Origin of the sequence: Bacillus sp. FJAT-26390 (assembly GCF_001682865.1) — a bacterium.
In the GTDB taxonomy this organism is placed as follows: Bacteria; Bacillota; Bacilli; order Paenibacillales; family Paenibacillaceae; genus Pristimantibacillus.
On the sequence record NZ_MAQX01000037.1, the window covers coordinates 149062 to 170945 of the forward strand.

General features: G+C 45.7%; 18 protein-coding genes and 1 pseudogene. 5 read left to right on the top strand and 14 right to left on the bottom strand.

Annotation, left to right across the window (positions count from 1 at the left end; translation table 11 throughout):
• Positions 1–113: 113 nt before the first annotated feature.
• The 3 genes from A7975_RS32405 to A7975_RS32415 form a co-directional block, all read right to left on the bottom strand.
• A complete protein-coding gene (locus A7975_RS32405) occupies positions 114–947 on the bottom strand; it encodes a carbohydrate ABC transporter permease (RefSeq protein ID WP_065387890.1) in 834 nt (277 codons plus the stop codon).
• A complete protein-coding gene (locus tag A7975_RS32410) occupies positions 944–1816 on the bottom strand; it encodes a carbohydrate ABC transporter permease (protein WP_082198600.1) in 873 nt (290 codons plus the stop codon). The genes A7975_RS32405 and A7975_RS32410 overlap by 4 nt, the downstream gene beginning before the upstream one ends.
• 78 nt (positions 1817–1894) lie before the next feature.
• Complete coding sequence (locus A7975_RS32415; protein WP_053373973.1) at positions 1895–3229, bottom strand: ABC transporter substrate-binding protein; 1335 nt, start codon at positions 3227–3229, stop codon at positions 1895–1897.
• Between the two features lie 422 nt (positions 3230–3651).
• Here A7975_RS32415 and A7975_RS32420 point away from each other — a divergent pair, with 422 nt between their 5' ends.
• From A7975_RS32420 to A7975_RS32445, 5 genes are all read left to right on the top strand, one after another.
• Complete coding sequence (locus tag A7975_RS32420) at positions 3652–5391, top strand: sensor histidine kinase (protein ID WP_065387891.1); 1740 nt, start codon at positions 3652–3654, stop codon at positions 5389–5391.
• Positions 5392–5415: 24 nt separating this feature from the next.
• Positions 5416–6663, top strand: a complete 1248-nt coding sequence (locus A7975_RS32425) for a response regulator (RefSeq protein ID WP_065387892.1) — start codon at positions 5416–5418, stop codon at positions 6661–6663.
• Between the two features lie 95 nt (positions 6664–6758).
• A complete protein-coding gene (locus A7975_RS32430; protein ID WP_369688978.1) occupies positions 6759–7724 on the top strand; it encodes a serine hydrolase domain-containing protein in 966 nt (321 codons plus the stop codon).
• Positions 7725–8014: 290 nt separating this feature from the next.
• Positions 8015–8395: a MerR family transcriptional regulator gene (locus A7975_RS32440; RefSeq protein WP_053373969.1), complete on the top strand. Its 381-nt coding sequence runs from the start codon at positions 8015–8017 to the stop codon at positions 8393–8395.
• Positions 8396–8483: 88 nt separating this feature from the next.
• Positions 8484–9245 carry an SDR family oxidoreductase gene (locus A7975_RS32445; protein WP_053373968.1) on the top strand — a complete coding sequence of 254 codons (762 nt, stop codon included), beginning with the start codon at positions 8484–8486 and terminating at the stop codon, positions 9243–9245.
• 69 nt (positions 9246–9314) lie between these two features.
• Here A7975_RS32445 and A7975_RS32450 read toward each other — a convergent pair whose 3' ends face one another.
• From A7975_RS32450 to A7975_RS35240, 11 genes and pseudogenes are all read right to left on the bottom strand, one after another.
• The gene (locus A7975_RS32450; protein WP_053373967.1) at positions 9315–9896 is read right to left on the bottom strand and encodes a GNAT family N-acetyltransferase; all 582 of its coding nucleotides are present in this window, start codon (positions 9894–9896) and stop codon (positions 9315–9317) included.
• A 169-nt stretch (positions 9897–10065) separates the two neighbouring features.
• Complete coding sequence (locus A7975_RS32455; RefSeq protein ID WP_065387895.1) at positions 10066–12306, bottom strand: FAD-dependent oxidoreductase; 2241 nt, start codon at positions 12304–12306, stop codon at positions 10066–10068.
• Between the two features lie 29 nt (positions 12307–12335).
• Positions 12336–13163, bottom strand: a complete 828-nt coding sequence (locus A7975_RS32460; protein ID WP_065387896.1) for a carbohydrate ABC transporter permease — start codon at positions 13161–13163, stop codon at positions 12336–12338.
• Between the two features lie 15 nt (positions 13164–13178).
• Complete coding sequence (locus A7975_RS32465) at positions 13179–14063, bottom strand: carbohydrate ABC transporter permease (RefSeq protein WP_063845981.1); 885 nt, start codon at positions 14061–14063, stop codon at positions 13179–13181.
• Positions 14064–14142: 79 nt separating this feature from the next.
• Positions 14143–15459, bottom strand: a complete 1317-nt coding sequence (locus tag A7975_RS32470) for an ABC transporter substrate-binding protein (RefSeq protein ID WP_065387897.1) — start codon at positions 15457–15459, stop codon at positions 14143–14145.
• 105 nt (positions 15460–15564) lie between these two features.
• A complete protein-coding gene (locus tag A7975_RS32475; protein ID WP_065387898.1) occupies positions 15565–16326 on the bottom strand; it encodes a response regulator transcription factor in 762 nt (253 codons plus the stop codon).
• Positions 16304–18109 (bottom strand): sensor histidine kinase, encoded by a 1806-nt coding sequence (locus A7975_RS32480; RefSeq protein WP_255314639.1) that lies wholly within the window; start codon positions 18107–18109, stop codon positions 16304–16306. The genes A7975_RS32475 and A7975_RS32480 overlap by 23 nt, the downstream gene beginning before the upstream one ends.
• Positions 18110–18430: 321 nt before the next feature.
• Positions 18431–18826, bottom strand: a complete 396-nt coding sequence (locus A7975_RS32485; protein WP_065387899.1) for a VOC family protein — start codon at positions 18824–18826, stop codon at positions 18431–18433.
• Positions 18827–19160: 334 nt separating this feature from the next.
• The gene (locus A7975_RS32490; protein WP_053373961.1) at positions 19161–19970 is read right to left on the bottom strand and encodes a polysaccharide lyase family protein; all 810 of its coding nucleotides are present in this window, start codon (positions 19968–19970) and stop codon (positions 19161–19163) included.
• A gap of 731 nt (positions 19971–20701) precedes the next feature.
• A pseudogene (locus A7975_RS32495) lies at positions 20702–21452 on the bottom strand (IS110 family transposase); the annotation flags it as partial.
• A complete protein-coding gene (locus A7975_RS35240) occupies positions 21376–21582 on the bottom strand; it encodes an SDR family NAD(P)-dependent oxidoreductase (protein WP_255314644.1) in 207 nt (68 codons plus the stop codon). The pseudogene A7975_RS32495 and the gene A7975_RS35240, both read right to left, overlap by 77 nt.
• Positions 21583–21884 lie beyond the last annotated feature (302 nt).

Sequence of the window (21884 nt, forward strand, 5' to 3'; positions counted from 1 at the left end):
CCCGCACTGGCTATTACGTTCAGCCAAAGTCAGAACTCAGCCCCCTTTCCAAATCATATCGCATCAGAGAAGAAGCTCTTCGCTCTTGCGATCAAGGCTCCAATTGATACGCGCTACCCCTTTAGCGAGCCTTCCGTCAGCCCCGCAATAAACTGCCGTTGCATGAACAGGTAGAGTAGAAAAATCGGCGCCGAGGCCAATACGACTAGGGCAAACACATCCTCCCAGTTCGTGCTGTACTGCCCAACGGCTTGAAAGATTCCCGTCGTTACGGTATAGCTCTTCGTAGAGCCCAAAATAATGACCGGATTTATAAAATCATTCCAAATCCACAGGCATAAGAAAATAACGGCTGAAGCAGTCGCGGGACGCAGCAGCGGGAATAATATTTTCCAAAAAATCGTAAATTGACTCGCCCCGTCAATCTTTGCGGACTCATCCAGCTCCCTCGACAGCGTGCGGATAAAACCTACAAATATAAATACCGTAAACGGCACATAAAACCCGATATTGTAAAGAATCAACCCCTGCGGCGTGAACATCAGTCCAAGCTTCGCCAGTACCTTAACAAGCGGAATCAAAATCACTTGCGGCGGAATCATTAAACCTGACAGCAGCAGCAAATAGCATACGGACAAAAAGCGATTGCTCACGCGGGCAAAAACAAAGGACATCATCGAGCACAGCACAATAAGCAGAACGACCGATACCGATGTAATGAGAACAGACGTCCCGTATGCTTTGAAAATATTAAAGGATGGCGTCACTGCCGATCTTATAAAATTGTCTAGCGTCAGGTTGAGCATGGGCAGAGAAAAAGGGTTGTTCAAAATGTCCGTTCTTGTCTTGAATGCATTGACGACAGCGATATAGAACGGAATAAGCAATAACAGAGACAAAGGCATGAGGAATAGATGCCTGATCGAATGGGAGAAACTTCTCCTCATAGCAGCCTCTCCTCTCTTCTTCGCAAATAGATCGTCAAGGAAACCGATAAAAGGCTTACGATAATCAGCATATAGACGGCAAGACTAGCAGAGTAGCTCAGCCGGTTCGCGCTAAAGCCGACCTTAACCACCTGATAGGCGATTGTTTCAGTCGCTCCGGCCGGTCCGCCGGAAGTAAGGATAGCAACGCGGTCGTATTCCCGCATAGAGCCCGTAAACATAAAGATGATGCTCATCGTAAACGCAGGTGCCAGCATCGGAAACGTGATATGCCTGAACTGCTGCCATCGGTTGGCCCCGTCCATTTTGACCGCCTCATACAAGCTGCCCGGAATCGATTGAAGCCCTGCCAAATAGATGACAATAATAAAGCCGGTAGACTGCCAGATCGCAAGGAAAGTAATGGTCAATACCGCCAAATCCGGGTTCCCGAAAAACTCGATGCGCTCCGTCCCAAGCTTCTCCAGCAGGTTGTTAAGCAAGCCGTTGTAGCTCAGTATGCTCTTCCAAATAAAACCGATCGAGACTGTGCTCAGCAGCAGAGGGAAGAAGAAGACGGATCTATACATATTTGTCATCCGGCCTTTTTTGTTCAAGAGAACCGCAAAGGCGATTCCAAGTATATTCACAGCCAAGGTTGCCACCACCGTAATGAACAAGGTGACTTGCAGCGCACGTGCAAAAGCCTTGTCATGAAAGGCTTCCACATAGTTGCTTAATCCTGCAAATTGATAGGACGGGCTAAGGCCATCCCAATTGTAAAAAGAATAATAGACTAATAGGAAGATAGGGATCAGCAGGAAACAGAAGTAAATCATAATGCCTGGTGAAAACATTAACGCAAAAGACCATCGATCATTTTTAAGCAATTTGTATCACCGCCAAGTATCTTAATGATGCCATTGGGATAGGGGCGAGCCCTAATGTTCGCCCCTTCTGCCGCAGCTTTATTTATTGTTTTTATCCCAATATTCGTCTAGTGATTTCATACCCTTCTCCACATCCAAATCACCGAGCATAATGCTTTGCGCTACTTTGTTGTATTGGTCCTGAATGCCTGCAACAGGCACTCTGCCGACTTTATTGTTCATATGGCCAACCATTGGAGGGTTGTTGAGCAGCAGCTCGTAAATTTCCGTCTGCAAAGGAGACATTTCCCATTTGAGCGGCTCCTTCAAATTCGAGAATAATGCGTCTGCCTGCAAATAGCCTTTATGGGCTTCCGGGTCCAGCATCATAAATTTTGCGAATTTGAGCGCCTCTTCGGGGTGATTGCTGTTTTTGGCAACCGCATAACCGCCCGCATTTTCTCCGCCCAGCAAATATTGCGTGCCATCCTTGGTAGGTGTCGCAAATACGCCTACCTCAAAATCCTTGTCCGCAACAGCTTCAGCCGCGCTGAACCATGAGCCCATCGGATACATAGCTCCCTTACCCTTCAAAAACTCCTGCTCAACTGCCGTGTAGTCGATGCTTAAAGCACCTTTGTTGAAGTACCCCTTCTCAACAAGATTGGTATAATAACCGGCTGCTTCCTTCCAGTTCGCATCTGTAAATTTCACTTTATTGTCGAAGCGGTCTGCGTACCAATTTTTATTGTCCTTATAAACGCTAGGCGATGTCATTACCGAAAACGTAAATCCAGCCGTCCAATCGCCTGCCGTAAGCAGCGGAGTAATATTTTTGGCCTTCAGCTTCTCCGCAGCCGCTTCCAGCTCTGCCCATGACTTCGGAGTGGAGGTAATGCCCGCTTCGGCGAATAGCTTTTTATTATAGAAAATAAGAGATTGCGGCTGTCTGATGGCCGAAATATTGTATAGCTTGCCATCAATCATCTCAGCCTCATAGTTGTTAATCTTCTTAATGTCATCGTCAATTGGAATATCAAGCAATGCGTCGGCATCTACGAACATTTGGATCGTAGCGTTCTGGACGACATCAGGGAAGTCTCCCGATGCAAGCAATGTTTTTAGGTAGCTGTCAGGCGATCCTTCGTTCGCCGGAGGCTGAATTCGCTTCACTTTGATGCCAGGGTTAGCGCTTTCAAACTTTTTAATCAATTGATCGTAATATTCGACCGTCAGGTTCGGAGTAATCCAGGATTGAAATACAATTTCAACATCCTTGACTGCTTCTTTATCCGTTCCCTTCTCCCCGCCGCTGTTCGTCGACTGGTTTGGAGCGGACTCCTTCTCGCCAGCGCTATTTCCGCTATTACCGCTGCAAGCCGCCAATACCGCAGCCAGCATCATGATCGTACAAAGCGCAAACCACTTTCTCATTTCGACCACCTCTTCTTCTCTGTTAATAACCTCAAATCTATTATAGGAAGATGTTGTTAAACGCTGCCACAGTATAAATTCTACTTTAACTAGACCAATTAAACCTCTTTTCGCGGTTCAAAATATACGCCTTTCCGTGTTTAAACGCACGCCGCCCCCTCTGCAATTCATTATTTCCTTAATAAAACGATGCACCATTTCCGCTAGAGTAAAAACGATAGCTTTACTGGAAAAACTGTATCTTCACGGCTTATGCTCTGGCAAGATTAAACAGGAATTAGCGCCAGCCCCCCGCTTAGCCTTGCCTGAGATGCTTACGGCTAACAGTTGACAGCGCTTTAAATTTGTTCATAAAATGTCGTTAGATGAACAAGCGCTCACGACAAACCTAAATTCATCAACACCAAAGGAGTCGGCTCCATGTGATTAAGACCTTGTACCGCGAATGGATCGGCAGATTTATATTTCGCAAGCTGAATATCGGGATTGGCGCAGCGTTGCTTATCGTATTTTTGCTGCTTGGCCTCGTCATTTACAATAACTTCTATTCCATTCTGGAGAAAAAAGAGCATGAACTGCTAACCTTCCGCACAGAGAAAATAAAAATTCAATTGATTGATATTATGGAGCGGTTCAAATATGATTCCATGAGCATCTATCAGAACAGCAACATGCAGACCAGCGTGTATGAGTTGTTCCTCCCTGAAAATACTCCTAGTCATTTGGAGGACAGGAAAGCGGTAACCGAACAAAATTATCTCAAAAACGTGATGACGCATATGCTTTCCCGTAACCCCTATATTTCCGCAGTTATGATGTACCGGCTGCAGGATGAGCGATTATTTGTAGAATCACAGCAGCAAAAGTATCGCGTTAATCCCTCCTATCCGTATAAGCCGTTTTTCGAATCCTTTCCAAAGTCTTATCAGCATCCCTATTTCGGAAGCGCCGATCAGCTGCTGGCACCCGCTGACCGTATGCTTTACATCGTTAATCCCATCTATAATCCAACGAGCATTCATCCCGACCAGGTATACGGTTACCATCTCGTTACCTTAAATACACGTACCATTACGAATGAGTTCGATTCCCAGAGCTCGGACTACAGGCTTATTATTAAGCAGAAGGACAATGTGCTGCTGGATAGCAGGCCGGATGAACCATCCGCTTGGGACGAATCGGATGATTTGATCTCTAGGCTCTCGATCGATAAATACCAAATTGAGATTATAGGCATTAGCTACAAATCCAATTTGCAGAGCAAGCTATCGGACATCGCGGTTCGCGTATTAATCATACTTGGCTTAAGCTGGCTCGTCTGCATTGTGATCATCCATATTATTCAGCGGTTTATCGTCGGGCGATTTAACCAGATGAGCAAGCACTTCAAAAAGGTGCAGCGCAATCCTTTCACACAACTGATGCCCGTAAATGGCGAAGATGAAATCAGCGATCTGATGCTCCGCTTCAATCGGATGACGCAGGAGCTGCAAAACCATATCAGTCAGGTGTACATAGCCGAAATTCGAAAACGCAATGCAGAGTTTATAGCCTTAAAAACCCAGATCCATCCTCATTTTTTATACAATACGTTGGAATCCTTGCGCATGCAGGCCGTCATTAGCGAGCAGCCTTCTCTGGCAGAGAAACTTTATCATCTTGGGCGGCTGTATCGCTGGATGCTCCAGCCGACGGACGACCTCATCTCCGTGCAGGAGGAGCTTGCGCATACGAACTACTACTTGGAGCTGCTTATGCTTGGCAAGTCCAACCGCATCGAGCTTCGGGTAATCTCCGAGCTCAATTTGGAAAACTGCTTCATGCTCAAATTCACCTTGCAGCCTGTCATTGAAAACGCCATACAGCATGGCATGCTGGAGCAGTATGATGATCCTGTTATTACGGTTACGATCAAGAAAGAATCCGATCTGCTCATGATCGAAATGCATAACAACGGCAAAAACATTTCCGCAGAGGAGCACAGCCGCTTGCAGCAGCTGCTGGAAACGGCCAATACATTTCCCGAGCAGCATCTGGGACTCAAAAATATTCACGAGCGCATCAAGCATTATTACGGCAATGAGTACGGCTTGTCTCTGCCCGAACATCAATCCGAGGCTATGCCCTTTCGGCTGATTATGATATTCCCCTATAAACGCTAGCCAGCTTTCTTGAGGAGGTTTACGATGACAAGTCTATTAATTGTCGATGACGATCAATATATAAGAGAAGGCTTAAAGCGGTTAATTAATTGGAAGGCGCTTAATATTACGCAATTATCCGAGGCAGAGGGTGCTTATGAAGCATTGGAGCTAATGGAGGCGAACAAGCCCCATATTGTCCTTACTGACATTCGTATGCCAAAGGGGGACGGACTGCATCTGATCGAGCAGATCAGGCTGAGAAACTGGAACACCTCTATCGTCGTGCTCAGCGGGTACAACGAATATGCTTATGTGCGGCAGGCAATGAAACATCAAGTCGAAGATTATTTGCTCAAGCCTATTGACGCATCAGAGCTTACCGAAATTATAGCCTCCTGCACAGAACGCTTTCAGGGGCAATATATTGCCGAGCAAATGCAGCGAGAGTCGTTCCAATTGTTGAAAAATAATATTTTGCTTCGCTGGGTGCAAAACCGGATTCAGCATGATCAGCTGCGTGAAAAGCTGAAATTTTTGCAATTGCCCCTGCTGATGAATGAACGGTACCAAATTTGCATCATTGATTGGCGTAACCCGCAGGAAGGAGAGCTGCCCCGGAATGAGGAGCAATACCGCTCATTTGCTATCCTTAATAGCGTGGAGGAAGTGCTGCAGGAAAGCGGACGCGGAATTGCCTTTCTTAATGAGCACAGGCAAATTATTGTGTTGTTCACGGACGAAGGTCATGATGCCGACCGGTTCAGCGAGAGCAATCATAGCTGGATGACCGACATTTCCAAGCGGTATGGTGAAATACTGAAAACCCCCTGGATCAATTACTTTGGGAAGGTCACCTGCCTGCCTAGCCAGCTGCATGAATCGTATAATGAAGCGCTGGCACTCTGCAATAATAAAGTATTTCTTGAGACAGACCAGGAAATGAACCTGATCTCACAGAACCCGATAGCCAGGCAGGTAGAACGATATGTACAGAAAAACTATAGCGAGGAGTTATCCTTGCAGCTGCTGTCGCTGCATTTTAATGTGAATAATGTTTACCTTGGAAGACTATTCAAGAAGGAAACGGGAGAGTTCTTCAATGATTATCTTAACCGTGTCAGATTAAGCCATGCCAAAAAAATGCTTGCCGTTACGCCATTAAAGGCATCAGAAATCGCCACCGCAGTCGGATTTCTTGACCCTAATTATTTTTTTCGCAAATTCAAGCTGGTGCATGGCGTCTCTCCCTCCGACTATCGGCTATCCGTTAATAACCTCACGGAGCAGTAGCGGGCTGCGTCCCCCTTTGCTTGACCCTCCTTTTTGTTTGAGCTATTGTTAATATGCTTTTGAGAGCACATAACGAGAATAAAGGAATGGAATGCATGAACCTATCTGAACTATCATCAGCCATTGAACCCATAGACTTGAGAAGCTGCCTGATCACCCAAAGCAACCGGATGCTGTTTGAGCACTATCGGGATCCGTCCATTCCGGCAGTAACCTCCAAAATAAACTCCTGCACAAAGAGCGTTCTATCGGCTCTGGTTTGCATCGCCATGGATCAAGGAATATTACCGGAGGCTCACACTCCTATCTCCGATTTTTTCCCGCAGCTTCTTGCGGATCCAGATCCCCGAAAAAGTGAAATCACGCTGGAGCATCTCTTGACGATGACTCCGGGGTTCGATTGGACCGAGTTCGGCGGGCAAAAGTCATTTCCGCGCATGACACGGTCCAGCGATTGGGTTGATTTTGTATTGAAGCAGCCCCTGTCCGTCGCTCCGGGAACCCGGATGGAGTACAACTCCGGGGCATCCCAGCTACTGTCTGCCATTCTTGTACAGGCATCCGGCATGCCTACAGCCCGCTTTGCCGAGGAGGAGCTGTTTGCCTCGCTTGGCATCGAAGACTATAAATGGGAAGCCGATCCCCAAGGCATCCATACCGGAGGATACGGCTTGCAGCTGCGCCCTGCGGATATGCTTAGGTTCGGGCTGCTGTACCTGCAGCAGGGACGATGGGAGCAGCGGCAGCTGATTTCCAAGAAACGAGTGCTTCATTCCGTACAGCCCGCCATTCTCGCAAGTTCGCCAAACCGCGGCTTTTACGGCTGGCATTGGTGGACGGATACGTTCGGCGAGAATAGGGTTGATGACCAGGAATGGTCCTCCCCTTCGCCTTCTTTTGACTACTATTACGCCAGGGGATATGCCGGACAGTTCATTTATATGATTCCCGTCTTGGATATCGTAGTGGTACTCACCGACGATAAACGGAAAAAGGATCGGCATCCATCAAATGTGTTCCGTGATTTTATCGCTCCTTTGCTGCTTAGCGCTTTGAAGTAAGCTGCAAAGTAAATATTTTACGAGCATTGAACAATCCAATCGGCACGACCCCATTTCCTACCGTTCGCCTCCTCAGGCTCTTCGTCTTCCTTGTGGCTGTCTTCCGCGACCTTCAAGAGCCTGGGAAAGAACACAGCTTGCCCCGTTAAGGCTTCCGAATCTCCCTCGAAATCAGCATACGCATCTGTAACTATCTTATATATTTTATTGTTTTTTTGTTGACTTAAACCATGGTTTAAGTCGTATCCTATTCCTGTCGACAATGAAAGATAAAATTTGGAGGTCTCCAGATGAAGTATTGTTCCATTAGCGAAGCTTCAGCCAAATGCAATATTCCCGAATCAACGTTACGATATTATGAAAAAAAAGGACTGCTACCGCTAATTGAACGTGATGAAGCCGGCAGGCGGTTATTTTCAGAAGATCAAATTGCGCTCCTCGAAACCGTTATTTGTTTAAAAAACACGCATATGCCTATAAGCGGTATTAAGCAATATATGGATTGGGTAATAGAAGGAGATCGCACCATTGAACTTCGATTTGAAATGATGAAAAATCACAAGCAAACCGTGCTTGGCGAACTTGCGTTGATAACAGAATCCTTAAGAGGGATTGACGTAAAAATTACCCGTTATACAAATCGCATTCAAGAAAAATCAGAAGAAGGATAAGATGATACAAGTGTTCGTAACCGGCGCATATAAAGGAATTGACTTTGTTTTTATGAATTGAAGAACATCATAGAGAAGAGGAACGAGAATGAAGCTTTCAGGAAATACAATACTAATTACAGGCGGAAGCTCTGGAATAGGATTAGCTTTTGCAGAACGCTTTATTAAGGCTGGAAATAAAGTCATTGTTTGTGGACGACGTGAACATGTACTTCAAAATGCGAAAGAAAAATTCCCTAGCATGATTACTCGCGTAAGCGATTTGGATATTGAATCCGAGCGTGTCGCATTGTTTGATTGGGTAACAGAAAACTATCCGGACGTGAATGTGTTAGTCAACAATGCAGGGATTCAACAACGCTTTAATGTTTTAAAAGCGGATGCGAGGAACAATTGGCGTTATTTCAGTAAAGAAATCACAACCAACCTTGAAGCGCCTTTCCATCTCTCCATGCTGTTCGCTCCATATTTTGCAACGAAAGAAGAGGCGGCTATCCTTAACGTGACATCCGGGTTAGCTTTTACACCGTTTGCGATTGCTCCAATTTATTCGGCAACGAAAGCGGCGCTTCATTCATTTACGATGAGCCTACGGCACCAGCTTTCTGATACGTCTGTAGAGGTAATCGAAGTTGCTCCTCCGGCAGTGAATACAGATTTAGGCGGTGCAGGGCTGCATACGCAAGGAGAACCATTAGATGCCTTCGCAGACGAAATTTTCAAAGGATTAGAAGGGCATAAACAGGAAATCGGATATGGTACCTCTGTGAATCGCTTGCGCATGTCACGAGATGAAGTCGACGAATACGTAGAAAATATGTATAAGGCAACGAAAAGCACAATTGAATAACTACACTTATTCTTATTCAGCATAACAACGAGGCTGCCATTAGATCCTATGGCAACCTCGTTGTTTCGTTTATTTAGGCTCCCGTTCTCCTTTAGAACGACGATACGCTTTTTCATGGAATCGAGTAATGCTGCGAAACAGCAGCTTCCCATCATCCGGCAGCCGAATATCCTCTTCGAAATTCAAATACATCGCCTGATAGGGCTCTGGAACCCAAATGTACTGGTGAATATAAGCAGTGAGATGGAAACCGTTTGATTCCCAGAAATGGATTCGCCGGCTGTTTTCCTCGGTTGGTTCGGATTCCACTTCGACGATGATCCCTTTGCAGTTCGCAGCTGTACGCGCCCATTCCTTGATACGGTCAAGAAATAGTCGGCCGTATCCGCTGCCGCGAAAGTCCTTACGAACCGCTATATAATCAATTAGCAAAGCTCCAGCATGCTGATCGATTCCGGTCAATGCCATACCAACCATTTCTGAGTCCTGGGCCATTGTGTGCAGTTGGCACATCCGTTTTTCAAACATGCGACGAACGATATCACGGCTTTTCTTGCCGTCAAGGGGAAACGCTTGCTCGTAGATTCGCTCTGCTGCGATCCACCGAGCTTCATTCCATTCGTCGGTAATGCTGTATTCCAAAGCCTCCAATGATATTCACCGCTTTCGAAATCCTAATCGATATTCCTTTACGAGATCACGTTATTATGCCCGTAAGCCGAGCTTACTTTACATGTTTGTTCCAGAGTTGGTTGGTAATCGGGAAACAGCCTTGCAGATTTCTGCACGGCTGTTCTTATCCCGCTTCACTATTTCGCATTTACTCATAAGCCCGTATTTCAATAATTTCTGCATAAGGGCATCCATTTGTAGCTTCAATTACAACACGTATCTTATTTGTAAGGGTAGGCACCAGCTGATGAGTCCGCTTACGTTTCTTATTATCCGTCTCACGCAGCAGTACCTTCCACTGCTCATCGACAAAAGCCTCAATCCGATAATCCTTCACCAGCTCAGGAATAACCTCAAATGGCGTCCTATGATGATGCAAATTGATGAGATCCTCATTCACATCATCATTGAAGGTAATATGAATGTCTGACAGGCACACGGAGGAATCCCACTCAAGAGAAAGCCATTCCGGCTTATTCGTTTCCATTCGATTAGAAACCCATGTATGAGGACCCGCATAAGGTCTTGTGTAACCATCAATAGCAGATACCGCTTCATATGCTGTAGTCTCTGGGAATACTTTGAAGCAGAAAGGGGTGCGGTTAAGAGCTTTCATTTGCCAAGCCATGGTCTGCTGCGTATCCGAGAAACTGGAGAAATCAGCGGATGAATCGATCTTATTCTCGAAGCACAACACACCGTAAAGCGGTGTTTCAGACGTATACAATTGCAGCTCTTTGTTCGACTGAATCACAACGAATAAATTGATCATTTCTTCCGTCCGATAATCAAGCGCAAAATCAACCCACTGCTTCGTTCCCTGCGTTACGTTCACTGTATGCTTGGAGATAAGTCCCATTGGAATGTAGTTTTCTTTCTTTCCGGTAGAATGCAGCTCAATCGTCATTTCTGTATTCGCCAAAGCATCAACTAGCAGAGAAAGCTTATTTAGCTCCGCTGTGACCGGGAACGTTATCCCGACCGGATTAAGCAAAGAATAGACCTTGGACGCGTCATCTATATGCACGTTTCTCATCGTGCTTGAAGCAGTCGCTTTGGCGATTCTCCCTAGATCGCTGACCTCTTCATTTCGAATACCGATAACGGAAGCATCTTGTCTAATCAGCGTTTGCTGCAGCTCTGCAAGATGAGACTGACCTAGCTCTCTTGGTGTAATTCCCTTCATAGCGGAGAGGGCAGCTCCCGTTCCAGCCGCTTCTCCCATTACCGCGCAGGTTGCCATCACTCTGGTCGTGCCAAAAGCAACATGTGTCGCACTAACATTCCTGCCGGCGAACAATAAATTGTTAACGTTGCTGGAATAAAGCGAACGGAACGGAATGTGATACGTGCCGTCTGCGTGGAAGTGCTTGGAGCCGCTCTCTTCCGCGTACATGCCTTTCGGCGGATGCAAGTCGATGGACCAGCCTCCGAAGGCTACGCGATCCTCAAATTGCTCTTGAGCTACGATATCATTCTGATTTAGGATATAATCACCGACAAATCTCCTGTATTCCCGTTTGCCAGGAAGAGAACCTACCCATTCCAGAGTCATATTTTCCGCTTCAAATTTGCCTGAGTTCTTAATGTAATCCCAGATTCCATAAATAACGGACCACAGCTCATCCCGTATTCTCTCATTCTCATGAACGGTATCCAGCTCCCCGCCCCATTCGATCCACCAGTAATGACAGCCCGAATCTCCGCTTCGCATCACCCGACGTACCGGTATGGAGGTTTGGGAGATATCCTTGGCAAAGCTTGGCGGGATATATTTGACTGGCTGGCCAGCATCCTTGGTATAAAATAAAATCGTGCTTCCGAGCGTAATATCATCCGCAGCCTCAGGAGCCCAATCCTCCTTAAATTCATGCTGCGCTTCCCGTCCAATTCGAAACTTTGCTCCTGCTAGAAATCCTACCAGACCGTCCCCGGTACAATCTAAAAAAACTTTGCTCTCAAAGCGAATTCTGCGTTCAGATCCCATCATCCAGCCTGTCACGGAATGAATGTGGCGATCCGCCTCTGAACCTGTTGCCTCCACCTCATGTACATCCGTATTGAGAAATAGCTCTATATTTTTCTCCGCTTTAACGGCTTCTAATACGATTAGATCCCAAAGATAAGGGTTGCCATCCGGATTACGATACTGATTCTCGACGAACAATTCACCCATAATACCCGTTTCTCTGGCATAACGATTCACGCCATGCCCTGTAGCGCCGCATACCCAAACGCGCACCTCGCTGCTGGAGTTGCCGCCCAAAACAGGACGGTTTTGCACCAAGGATACCGTCTGTCCCAATCTTGCCGCAGCAATGGCAGCGCAAACGCCGGCGAGCCCGCCTCCAATGACGGTTACTTCTGTCTTCATGTTCTCAGATCTCATGTCATCACGCTCCTATTCTTTTTGAGTGATCAGCCCTTAACGGCAGAGCCGGATATGCCCTGAATAATATATTTTTGACCTATTATGAAGATTAGGATCATTGGTATGATCGCAGCGGTTGCCGCGGCCATCATGCCGTTGTAATCGACGTTATTTTCCAAAATGAAATTCTGCAAGCCAAGTGGAATCGTATACAAATTCGGGCTGGATAAAAATACGAGCGCATTCTCAAAGTCATTCCAGTGCCACGAGAAATCGATAATCGTAAAGGTAGCTAGCGCGGGCTTTGCTAAAGGCAGAACAAGCCTAAAGAAAATACGAAAATGACCGGCACCGTCTATAAAAGCAGATTCCGTAATTTCCTTCGGGATGCTCATGAAAAATTGCCTTAGCATAAATACGCCAAAAATCGAGAACAAGCCCGGCAGTATAAGCGCCCAATGGGTGTTGTATATATGCATCCAGTTAAACATGATGAACTTGGGAACAAAAATAACCTGTGGCGGTATCATCATCATGGATAAGTAGACGAGGAACATCGCATTTCTGCCCCTGAACTCGATTCTTGCAAAGCCGTATGCAGCGAATGCGGACAGAAACACTGCGCCGACTGTGCTGATAATGGAGATTTTAATAGAATTCATATAATAAATAATGAAGCTATAGTTACCTGTCCAAATCCGTTCATGGCTTCTCCAATCAAGCTTAGAGGGCAGCCATCTCGTAAATACTTCGCTTGGACTCTGCAGAGACGTGCTGACCATCCATAGAAACGGAAGTATCATGAACACGCCGCAAACGAGCATGAGTACAGTTAACGGCATCTTGGTTTTGAAAGAGCCGGCTAGATCGTTCATTGAAAACTCCCCTTTCTAATAGTGGACCCAGTGCTTCTGGCTAAACCATTGAATGACGGTTATCCCCATAATAATGGCGAATAAGAACCATGATATCGCTGAGGCATAGCCCATTTCATAATAGCTGAAGGCTGTTTTGTAAATGTAAAGCGATAAGATCGTCGTACTGCCGCTGGGGCCGCCTTGTGTGATTGCTTGAATTAAGGAGAAGGATTTCATCGTCATGATTAAGCCCGTAATGAGCAGCATAAATGTAGTCGGGCTAACAAGCGGCCATACAATGCGCCACGTGATGGTTCTGCTTTTTGCGCCGTCAATCTTTGCTGCTTCCAGCAGCTCAGGCGATACTTCTTGAAGGGCAGCAAGATAAATAATCATGTTGTAGCCTAACAAGAACCATATCTGTATGATATCGATCGCATACATCGCAGTCTCGGCATCTGCGAACCAGCCTGGCGGCGATACAATGCCAATCCAGCGGAGTATTTCATTGATCGGTCCTTGAGAGGGCTGAAACAAGAGCATCCAAACGAATGCAACAGCTACCCCGCTAGAAATATAGGGAAGAAAAAACATCCCCCGCAACAGCCCTTTCAAATAAACATTCTTATTCAGAACAAGTGCGACGACAAAGGCCAGCCCAAGCGACACCGGAACGGAAAGAAGGAATATCGCGGTATTCTTAATGGCGTTATAGAACTGTTCATCCTGAAACATTCGCTTAATATTGTCTAGGCCCGTGAACGAAACATTGGGATTCGAAAATTGATAATCGGTAAAAATCAGTCCAAAGGAGAATAATGCAGGCACGACGAAAAACAACAACACTCCCAGCATATTCGGAAGAATAAACACATATCCCAACCAGCTTTGCTTGCGCAGCCAGTTCGTTTTAATCATAACAACCCGCCTTTCTTCGTTCACCGATAAAAAAAAGCAAGAAGGACTTGGCCGCTCCTTCTTACTCTCTTTACGCAGCTTATTTCTTGATAAATTGGTTGTGCCGCTCTGCCATGTTTTTCAACGTCGTATCGATGTCTTGCTTATTAAGGAAATACTTCTCATATTCCTCTTTGCGCGCATCGATAACTTGCTGAGGCACGTTAAGCTGGAATGATTCAAATTGGCCGAATACCACTTTATTTAGAGAATCCCGATCATACATGTCCTCATATCCTTTTAGGAGCAAATCGATAGCTTCCGTGCTGTCTACGCTTTTGAATGACGGAATTCGTCCTCCCGGAGCCATTGGCAGCATACCGCCATCAGCGTACCATTTCACAAACTCCCAAGCCGCTTCTTGATTTTTGGACTTCGCATTTACGGATAGCACGTCGCCCAATCCGCCTGGATATTTGAAGTTTGTTTGATCCTTGGAGATACGCGGAATGGGTGCAAAAGCAATTTTGAAATCATGCGGGAAATCGACTAGATTGTTCGCATTGCGGAAAATAAATTCACCAGCCGTCAGCATCGCTGTCTCGCCTTTTAGGAACATCGTATCCACCGGCATCTTGCTGGTCAGCTGCTCGCCATATTCCGGAGTCGATTTATCCTTGAACATCATGTTGTGCAGAATTTCAAACCCTTGCTTCCAGTAAGCATTATCGAAGTTGGATGTTCCGTCTGCTTTCACATACCCGTCTCCACCGATCGTGCCGTCGAATTGCGTAGTAAATGCAGCATCATGCTGGAGGAGGCCCCATACATTAGGTTGTTTCAATTTCAATGCATATTCCTGTACATCAGACCAAGTCCAATCTAGCGGAGGAATAGGCAGACCCGCGGCATCAAGCATATCTTTGTTCAACCAAATAAATGCCATGTTCTTCTTGGTAGGCATGCCGTAATACTTGTCATTAATCATCCATTGCTTGGCATCAGGACCCATTTGCTCGTCAATGTTATAATCCGTCTTTGCGCTCATATCTACGGCTACACCCGCATCTATTCTCTTTTGAAGACGCGAGAGGGTGTAGTTCATGTAAAGATCTGCGTCTTGCCCAGCAATCAAAGCGGTATCCAGCTTTAAGTTGCCTGCATCATCATTAACGAACCGCACATATTCCACTTGTACGTTTGGATTTTTGGCATTCCATTCGTCAACAACCGCTTGCGGCCCCGCTTCAGGAGGCACGCCGCCCCATAACGTAAGCTTAATCTTCTTAGTTGATGTGCCGCTACCGTCTGTTGGCGTTCCCGAAGCATTGTTATTGTTGTTTCCACCGCATCCAGCGATTAGAACCATGACAAGAATAAGAGAAAGCGCGGTCATCAGCATTCTGTTTCTTTTCATTTCTTTGCCCCCTAGAAACTTGTTTAATTGCTTAGTTAAATCTTATCACCGGGCATTTCGCGGGGTAAGGAACGATATTTGGCGATTGATGATACATTCTTTGGATCATTTATTTTGCTCTTTGCGATATTCGCTTGGCGTCGTGCCGCACCATCGTTTAAATATTTTAATAAAATAGTTGTCATTCTCGAATCCTACTTGCCTCGCAATCTCGCCTACCGATTGGCTTGTTTCCGCGAGCAGCATCTTTGCTGCCTCAACACGGCGGTTCTGTACATAGTGAATTAAAGTTTGGCTCGTTTTTTTCTTAAACAAATCGCTCACATAGCTTGCATCCATCGAGATGAGCTCAGCTACACGCTTTAGTGTAATTTCCTCAGAGTAATGCTCCTCAATATGCCGAATAATCTTATTCATTTCAGGATGGTCCGTAGGTTCAGACACATTTTTCCTCGGAAACCACTTGGCTGCTTTTCTTAATTGTTCTCGCTGCTCTAGTTCAAGGGTTACCTTCTCCAGGGCCTGCTTCAATCCGCTCACATCCATCGATAGCTTAAGTAAATAGCTGGACGCCCCGAACTCCAGCGACTGCCTTGCATACTCGAATTCATTCATGCAGGTAAGCATGACAAACCGGCAATCTAGCCCTTCTTTCCGCACAGACTTCAGCAGCTCTACTCCGTCCATCAAGGGCATATCAATATCGGAAATAACCACGTCTGGCTGCAATGCTCGAATAGCCTGCAACGCTTCCTCGCCGTCATTTGCCGTGGCTACGATTTCAAATGGAAGATTAGCTTTGCTCATCAGCTTGCTGAGACTCGCTCTTGCATGCTGTTCATCATCAACGATCAATACGGTCCACATCGCCGTCAGCCTCCTTTAAATAGGGTTTCGATAACAATAGAGGGAGATGCATCAAGACCTTCGTTCCCTCGTCTGATGATGCTAGGGACAAGCCTGTACTCTGATTTTTGAAGAGCAGCTCCAGGCTTTCCCGGATATTTTGAATACCGATGCTTTTCCGCTTACGGAATACCTTCTTCGCTTTGGCGCGTTCTACGCCTACCCCATTGTCCGCCACCTCAAGATACAGAAGATCATGTCTTGCCTCCGCTTTGATTTCAATCCGGCCGTCACTCCGCGTCCCTCCAAGCCCATGTATAATTGCGTTTTCTACCAGCGGCTGAAGACAGAATTTTGGAATCAGTGCATATTTCAGCTCATTGCTTACCTCATAGCTGACTGAAATATGACTGCCGAAGCGCGCGTTTTGGATGCGCATATAGGAATCAATAAGCGCAATCTCATCCTTCAACAAGATAAGATCAACCTCTACATTCAATGTTGTCTCTAATATTTTTCCTAACGAGACACAAATTTCATAAATGTCATCCTCATCCTTCTCGAGCGCAATGCTTTTAATAACATTAAGCGTATTCAAGAGAAAATGCGGGTTCATCTGAGATAAGAGAACCTGAAAGCGGACGACCTGCCTCTGCCGTTCCTCCAATTGAAGCCGTTCCATTAAGCCATTTATATCGTCAATCATCGTATTGAAGCTTCGAGTGAGTGCAAGGATTTCGCCTCGCCCTTGCTCTGGCAGCTTTACCTTGAGATTTGTCTTGACCGAAATCTCCATCTTACGCTGCAGCGTTTTTAGAGGGACGGTAATCGTTGAAGAAATAAAATAGGTCATGATGACAAACACAAGCGTAATCAACCCAAAGATGACAAAAAAGCGTTTTTTCAACGTTTCCACTTCTTCAAACAGCAAGGACAAGGGTACCTTTTTTACGATAAACCCATTTAACTGGGCAATACGGCTGAACGTATATAATACCTTCTCGTCTTGACTAACAATCGAAGCTGACGCAGAGGGCTCTTTTACGTCTAGCATAGCGGATAAAATCACAGGATCAATCGTTTCATTGGCATCAGACTGCACCATGGATCTTCCTGTATGGTCTAATAAATAATAAATGCCTTCGCGCTGCCTATCTCTCATCACCCTGTTGAACCATTGCTCATAATCGATGCTGATACGGGCATACGCGTACTCTTTGAGATTCTCATCGCGGAGCATCTGATAGAGACTAAGCATATTTTGATTCGGTTTAATAACCGTACTCACATAATTGGTATCGCTTGCATTCCAAATGTAGCTTTCCCCTTCACTGGAGGTAAGCTTCTTTACCCATTCTTCATTGGTAATCGAGGAATAATTCAATGGTTCACGAGGAGCAAAGGAGGTGTAAGCGTAGCCACGTTTGTCTACCAGCGTATAATACACCGTTGCGTCAGTCAGGAAGAAGCTGTTCTCAATGCTTGCGAACTTGTTCTCCACCAGTTCCTTCCGTCTTAGCGGATCTTGCAGCTCCGGATTTTTCATAACCGAGCGAATGGTGGCATCCTGCTCTAATAACAGACCTGTCTTCATAACAAGTCCGAGTACGTCTAGGAAAGACTTCTCGATATCGAGAAGCTGGTCCTGGTTTTTGGCGGAGGCTTCCTCCTGCAGAACCCTTTCCGTTTCACTGAAATTATAGATGACTAATAATACGAATGGAGCTAGCACGAATAGCAAAAAAGCCATCAATATTCTGTTTTTGAACGTTTCTGGAGTTAAGCCTCTAATCCATTTGTTCACGCGATATGCCCCCCAAGTGCTCTCATCTGTTTGTAAATCGATTTGACATACCTCTCAACATAACGCGAATAGCCCTTAGGAGCAAGCATGAAAATAGAGCTGATAAATCTCCTTCGTCATGGCTATGTCCTCGCGAAGAATGTCCCCGTCCTAATAAGTTTACTACTCCCTGCTTCTATTGTTCTGTGAAAATTAAGGAATAGACAGACCCGAAAAACGAAACAGCAGCAGCCATGGACGAGAAAATAAGTCCTAGGCTGCTGCTGTTTTATTGAACAAACGTTTCCCGTTAGTAAATCTAGATTTAGCATTTCATTTTATTTAGACAAAGTTTATTTGCCACGAGACTCCGAAGCGGTCATTCAGCCAACCGAACCTTTTGCTAAACCCATAATTATTTAATGGCATTAGAGCTTGTCCACCTTCTTCAAGCTTCCCATAAAGATCATCAATTTCTTCCTCAGTACTACAAACAACATAGATTGAGAACGAAGGTGTAAAGGAAAATTTATGTTTGGCATTACTATCAATGCACATAAACTCCTGCCCTTTTAATGTGAAAGTAGCCTGCATTACGGTTCCTTCTTCTCCTGCTTCATTAGCACCATACCGAACAATGCTTGTAATTTCAGAATCCTCAATGAGCGATGTATAAAAGTTCATCGCTTCTTCTGCCTTGCCATCTTGAAACATTAAGAAAGGTATTACCTTGTCCATTATATGCTCCTCCTTTAAATCTTTACTTTATATTATATCCGATCTTCATTTAAACTTCCCGTAAGCGTAATGGGGCGTTACCAGTCTAATACTTTATTTTCTTTCGACAGCTGCACCACCGGACGAGTCTGGGAATCTGGTCTGCCATTCGTTCCGACCGCCTTCAAGTCATAAATACGGATCAAACAAGGAGCGAGGCGATCAAACCAATGGCGAGTTCGAGCGCATCAGCGGCCACAAAATGTCCAACGATCGCATCATTCTAGGATAACGTTTAGCGGATATAAAATGAAAACCGTCAAAGGGTAATGGACCCTTTGACGGTTTCTTCTTGTTATTCTGTAATTTGAAAGTCGGCAAATTGGATTTTTGCTTCCTGAATGCCGGTAAACAATTTGCGGTAAATGCCCCATTTCGGACGATTAATAGTGGCGCCGGATCTCCAGTTGTCCTTCGTTCCGCTGTATGACATCAAGGTCGTTCCGTCTAGCTTTTTGAGTGTCATATTGATCGAGCCGCTATCGCTATGCTTCATGGTAACTGTGGCTTCAACCCATTGACCGTCGATATTGGAGAACGCCGTTTGCGCCAATGTTTGGACCTGAGAAGCATCTGCTCCGATCGGGCTATGCTTGAATTTCAAGTTGCCGCCATCGACCGAGAACGTCAGAATCGGATAACCATCGTCCCCATCCACCGCTTTCACTTGGAAAATATGATGGAAGCTGCCTGAAGGAGATTGCGGATAAGGGCTCATCGGACGGAACTTCCACTTGTACGTAGTCGTTTGGTCCTTTGAAGCCGTTGCATTGCTAGGCGAGCCTTTGTACGCTTTAACCTCGACACGCTGTCTGTCCGTATTCGATCCGTCGAGAGCAGCCGTATCAGATGCGTCTCCCACCTTGAATTGAAAGACATTGTTACCCGCGATCTGCGATGAGGTCGTTTCGCTGATATGATAGGAATCCGTCGGACCGTCGACGGGATCGCTGCCCAAATATTGCTGAAAGATTTGCAGCGGCGTCAAGCCGGTGTTTGCGCCATCGGAATTGATGGTAATTGTCGCAGCGTATGCGGTGGTTGCTACTGCTACGATAGACGCGACTGTAATTCCTGCGACGAATGATTTCATCCTTTTGTTCATTAACATAACCTCCAATTGTTTTAGTGTTCTTGATCATGCATGCTGGTTGCCGTTGCCGTTACATGATGTGAAACTACAATTTAAAGCGCTTTCACCTCCTTGTGCCTATCATATTGGAAAATAAATCTAGTTTGGATGTGATATTTTACGCATAACCTGTATTTTTTTAAAACTTATTACATTTTCAATATTCCTGGGCAACCTCCTACTTGGTCACCCCGTGGAGAACCATGGCAACTCCAATATCGTGCTGGCCACTATGATCTATGAGTTTACGAAGATGTTCCTGAAAATCGACAGCGAGCGGCGCTACATGCTTCTGTTCGGCGAAAGCCAGACGGCACTGCGCGTATGGAGGAGTTCATATGGGACAACGGAAGAAATTTAACAAGACCTTTAAAGAGCAGGTAGTCCTGCGTATTTTAGCTGAAGAATCGTAAAAGGAGCTGCCGCGGCAGCTCCCTTCATCGTTTGTATAGAGTGCTTCTTTGAACTCACTCAGTACCATTCAATTTTCTCACAAATACTCGCTTATTCGCACGATTTCACCCTTTCCGAAAATGCGGAAAGATAGTAGAGAAAGATAGTTGAAGACCAGGACAACATGAAGGCGTGAGGAAATAGAGGGTGAGCTTACAAGCCCCATATCCTTCCATTTACTGCACGCATTCTCCACGCCGCCCCTGGAGGTTATCACTCCCATCTCGGGGCGGGTCTTTGCCCTCTCAAGCCTCTACAACTTGCAGCTGTTGGCAAGCCAGGTCGTATTCAGCGAGAAGTTGCGTTAAGTGGAGCTTGTACGCATCAGTTGCCTGCTTAGAGCCAACAGAATGACGAGCAAGCGCAATAAGGGTCTGAGCTTTCTTGTTCCCGGGTTGACGTTGCATAATGGATTTCCAGCCACTCACCACGTCCTGAGGCGCTAGCTTTCTCAGTTCTTCAGGTGTTGGGAAAAGACGTAGTGTGGCCAATGCCCCCCCGCACAACAGGTTCTTAAATACTTGCCGCAGCTCAGGAACACTACGTCAACCCAGCGATGGATTTGGTTTTTAGCGCTTACGAGTCTCGTCACGACAGAGTCGCGGTTTGAGAGATAAACACGCAGCTCTTCAAAGGCCTCAGGCGTGCTACGAATAAAAGAGTAATAACCGTTTTTGACCATGTCTGCGATGACGAGAGCATCCTTTTTGTCGCTCTTCGATGGTGTATTGTCACGTTTTTCCTTATTCTTTTTCACGAGATGAGGATTAACAAGAACAACTTGGAATTGTTTCTCGGATAACCATCTAGAGATGCTTAGCCAGTAATGCCCCGTCGGTTCCATGCCGATAATTGCGAAGTAAGGTTATGGGCTTCTTGCAACGATTGAATCCAGCGAAGAAGGGCTTGAAATCCTTCTTCATCATTAGAGAAAGATAGCGGATTGCCAATTGCGATCCCGCGGAAGTTTACTGCACGAGCGACATGCGTTAGTTGTGACAAAGCTGATAATTAACGCTCTAACCGTTCGCATCCCGATACCAGCATTGTTTACAAGGACATCAATTTTACCCCATTCAGTTTTTACCCATTTTACCGCATCTTCTACCGATCCCTCTGACCTTACATCCAGTGGAAGCTCAAGAACAGTAGTATATCAATTTTCTTTAAGTTTTTTTACGGCTTCAGTTAATTTTGACCCTGGACGGGATGCTAATGCAACTTTTGCAAGAAGGGCTTCTGTCATGGCATAACCTAAGCCGTCGGAGGCACCGGTAATGACAACTTCCTTCATTTTAATATTTTAATCACGCAACTTTTAACATTTCATGTATTGTCTCCACAAACCGTTCCTTTCCGTCATAACACTTTAGGATAATACAATAGAGAGCAAGAAAAGAAGCGGAATTTTACCCGCTCCATTCATGGATGTAC

Excerpts from the sequence above, each read along its gene's own strand:
- A7975_RS32465 (WP_063845981.1), bottom strand. The coding sequence starts at position 14,063 with ATGATTAAAACGAACTGGCTGCGCAAGCAAAGCTGGTTGGGATATGTG.
- A7975_RS32430 (WP_369688978.1), top strand. The coding sequence starts at position 6,759 with ATGAACCTATCTGAACTATCATCAGCCATTGAACCCATAGACTTGAGA.
- A7975_RS32415 (WP_053373973.1), bottom strand. The coding sequence starts at position 3,229 with ATGAGAAAGTGGTTTGCGCTTTGTACGATCATGATGCTGGCTGCGGTA.
- A7975_RS32490 (WP_053373961.1), bottom strand. The coding sequence starts at position 19,970 with ATGAACAAAAGGATGAAATCATTCGTCGCAGGAATTACAGTCGCGTCT.
- A7975_RS32455 (WP_065387895.1), bottom strand. The coding sequence starts at position 12,306 with ATGAGATCTGAGAACATGAAGACAGAAGTAACCGTCATTGGAGGCGGG.
- A7975_RS32485 (WP_065387899.1), bottom strand. The coding sequence starts at position 18,826 with ATGGACAAGGTAATACCTTTCTTAATGTTTCAAGATGGCAAGGCAGAA.
- A7975_RS32470 (WP_065387897.1), bottom strand. The coding sequence starts at position 15,459 with ATGAAAAGAAACAGAATGCTGATGACCGCGCTTTCTCTTATTCTTGTC.
- A7975_RS32445 (WP_053373968.1), top strand. The coding sequence starts at position 8,484 with ATGAAGCTTTCAGGAAATACAATACTAATTACAGGCGGAAGCTCTGGA.
- A7975_RS32475 (WP_065387898.1), bottom strand. The coding sequence starts at position 16,326 with ATGTGGACCGTATTGATCGTTGATGATGAACAGCATGCAAGAGCGAGT.
- A7975_RS32440 (WP_053373969.1), top strand. The coding sequence starts at position 8,015 with ATGAAGTATTGTTCCATTAGCGAAGCTTCAGCCAAATGCAATATTCCC.
- A7975_RS32425 (WP_065387892.1), top strand. The coding sequence starts at position 5,416 with ATGACAAGTCTATTAATTGTCGATGACGATCAATATATAAGAGAAGGC.
- A7975_RS32405 (WP_065387890.1), bottom strand. The coding sequence starts at position 947 with ATGAGGAGAAGTTTCTCCCATTCGATCAGGCATCTATTCCTCATGCCT.
- A7975_RS32460 (WP_065387896.1), bottom strand. The coding sequence starts at position 13,163 with ATGAACGATCTAGCCGGCTCTTTCAAAACCAAGATGCCGTTAACTGTA.